The 2,516-nt window shown below is 76.6% G+C and carries 2 protein-coding genes; one reads left to right on the top strand and one right to left on the bottom strand.

All coding sequences use genetic code 11. The features are described 5' to 3' along the window. Positions 1–140 precede the first annotated feature (140 nt). The gene (locus tag ACWEO5_RS38355) at positions 141–491 is read right to left on the bottom strand and encodes a DUF7144 family membrane protein (protein ID WP_452166688.1); all 351 of its coding nucleotides are present in this window, start codon (positions 489–491) and stop codon (positions 141–143) included. 337 nt (positions 492–828) lie between these two features. Between ACWEO5_RS38355 and ACWEO5_RS38350 the strand changes: the two genes are divergently transcribed. Beyond that, positions 829–2,516 (top strand): SpoIIE family protein phosphatase (locus ACWEO5_RS38350; protein WP_452166687.1); only part of this gene is annotated, 1,688 nt, incomplete at its 3' end.

Below are 2,516 nucleotides of genomic sequence, written 5' to 3'. Positions count from 1 at the left end.
GGCGGTGGTCCCCCCCCCCCCAAGCCAACCCCCCCGGGGCCCGCGGCCCCCCCCCCCCCGGGCGCCCCGCCCCCCGCCCCCCCCGGCCCCCCCGCCCCCCCGCCCGGCCCCCGCGGGGCCGCCGGGGCGTGCGCCCGGGGTCAGTCCTCCTGGTAGACGGCCAGCGCCCAGATCACGAACACGTCCAGGGCGATGATCACCAGGGACCACAGCGGGTAGTACGGCAGGTCCAGGAAGTTGCCGATCAGGCCGAGCGAGACCAGGAAGATACCGACGATCCGGGCCCAGGCCGCCCCCTTGATCACGAAGAAGCCGACCACCGCGATCAGTGCACCGAGCACCAGGTGGATCCAACCCCAGGAGGTCAGGTCGAACTTGAAGACGTACCGGGGCGTGGTGACGAACACGTCGTCCTCGGCGATCGCCATGATGCCGCGGAACACCTCCAGGAGACCGCCCACCAGCATCATCACACCGGCGAACAGCACCATCCCGGAGACCCAGCCCCTGTTCCGCGGGGGCCTGGTGGCACCGACGCGCGATCCGGTGGGCGGGGGTGTCGCACTGGGACCGACAGACGAGCTCATGGAACCTCCTAGGCCGAAGCAGGTCTTGCCCCGACCCTCCGGCACCGGCCGCCCCCGGGCACTCGGGAGACTCCATCCGGGTGAACGCCGGGCCCCGGCCCCGCCCCGCCGGGCCCGCCCGGCACCGGATCGCCCCGGACCGCCGCGCTGTGTTTACTGGTCACAGTGCACGGTCCACGGCGCCAGGCCCGCACCGCCCCGGCCGCGGCGCCTGGGCACCCGGCGAGGAGGTGCGCCAGCCATGGCCGAGGAGCTCTGGAACGCCCTGCCCGCGCCGCTGCGCCAGGTCATGGACGGCACCGCCGCCGGCATCGCCGTCCTCGACACCGAGTTGCGCTACCGCTACGTCAACCCGGCCCTCGCCGGGATGAACGGCGTCCCCGCCGACCGCCACCTCGGCCGCACCATCGCCGAGCTCCTCCCCGACGTCGACGCCCGGGAGGACGTGCTGCGCGCCGTGCTCGCCGACGGCCTGGTCCGCGAGGTCACCTCCAGCGGCCGCACCCGGGCCGCCTCCCCGCCGCACCGCCGCTACTGGCACGGCTCCTACCACCGGATCGACGACGCGGACGGCCGCCCGCTCGGCCTGGTCGGCATCGTCCTGGAGGTCACCGCCTCCCGCCGGCAGCAGCACGAACTCGAACAGGCCCGCGCCCGGCTGGCCCTGCTGGACGCCGCCGCCACCCAGGTCGGCACCACCCTCGACGTCGACACCACCTGCGGCGAACTCGCCGCCTTCCTGGTCGAGCACCTCGCCGACGCCGCCACCGTCGAACTCCTCCCGCACCCCGACAGCCCGCACGCCCGCCCCCGCCCCGACGGCGGCCGCCGACTGCGCCGCGCCGCGCTGGCCGCCGCCCCCGCCCTGCTGGACGGCGTCCGCCGGCTCGGCAACCCCGGCGAGCACCTCGACCACCAGCCCGGCTCGGCGATCCCGCGCTGCCTGGACACCGGCCGCCCCGTCATCGAGAACCTGCTCGGCGACGAGGAACTGGCCCGCTCCGCCCCCCACGCCGAACGCGTCGCCCTCTACCGGGAGATCGGCATCCGCTCCGGCATGATCGTGCCGCTCACCGCCCGCGGGAACCGGATCGGCGCCGTCACCCTGATGCGGACCGGCGCCTCCCCGGTCTTCACCGAGGACGACGCCGTCGCCGCCCAGGACCTGGCCGGCCGCACCGCGATCACCCTGGACAACGCCGGCCGCTACAGCCGCGAGCACGCCGTCGCCGTCGACCTGCAGCGCGCCATGCTCGCCGCACCCGGCACCCCGCACCCCGACCTCGACGTCGCCTTCCGCTACCGCCCGGCCGGCACCGGCGCGCTGGTCGGCGGCGACTGGTACGAGGCGGTGGCGCTGCCCGACGGCCGCACCGTGCTGGCCATCGGCGACGTGATGGGCCACGGCATCGAGGCAGCCACCCACATGAGCCACTACCAGGCGATGCTGCGCGCGATGGCCCTGCTCGAACCCACCGCCGACCGGCTGCTGGCCCGGCTCGACCACCTGGCCTGTGCGGTCCACGACTACCGGCCCTCCACCTGCCTGGTGGTCTACGCCGAACCCGCCCGCGGCCGGTACGCGCTGGCCAGCGCCGGCCACCTGCCGCCCGTCGTGGTCCGCCCCGACGGCACCCCCGCGCTGCTCCCGGTCGAACCCGGCCCCCCGCTCGGCACCGGCCTGAACGGCTACGCCCCGACCACCGCCGTCCTGCCGCCCGGCCACACCCTGCTCCTGTACACCGACGGCCTGGTCGAGCGCCGCGGCGAGGACGTCGACCGCTCGCTGGCCCGGCTCACCGCACGGCGGCTGCCGCCCGGCGCGGCCCCCGGCCCGCTGCTGGACGCCGTCCTGGCGCACGCGCCCGCCCCCGCCGAGGACGACATCGCGCTGCTCGCGGCCGCCCCGCGGGCCCCGCGCCCCGGCCG

The organism is Kitasatospora sp. NPDC004272 (genome assembly GCF_053603035.1).
Note: the sequence above shows the minus strand (reverse complement) of the source record. Positions and strands in the feature narration are given on the sequence as shown.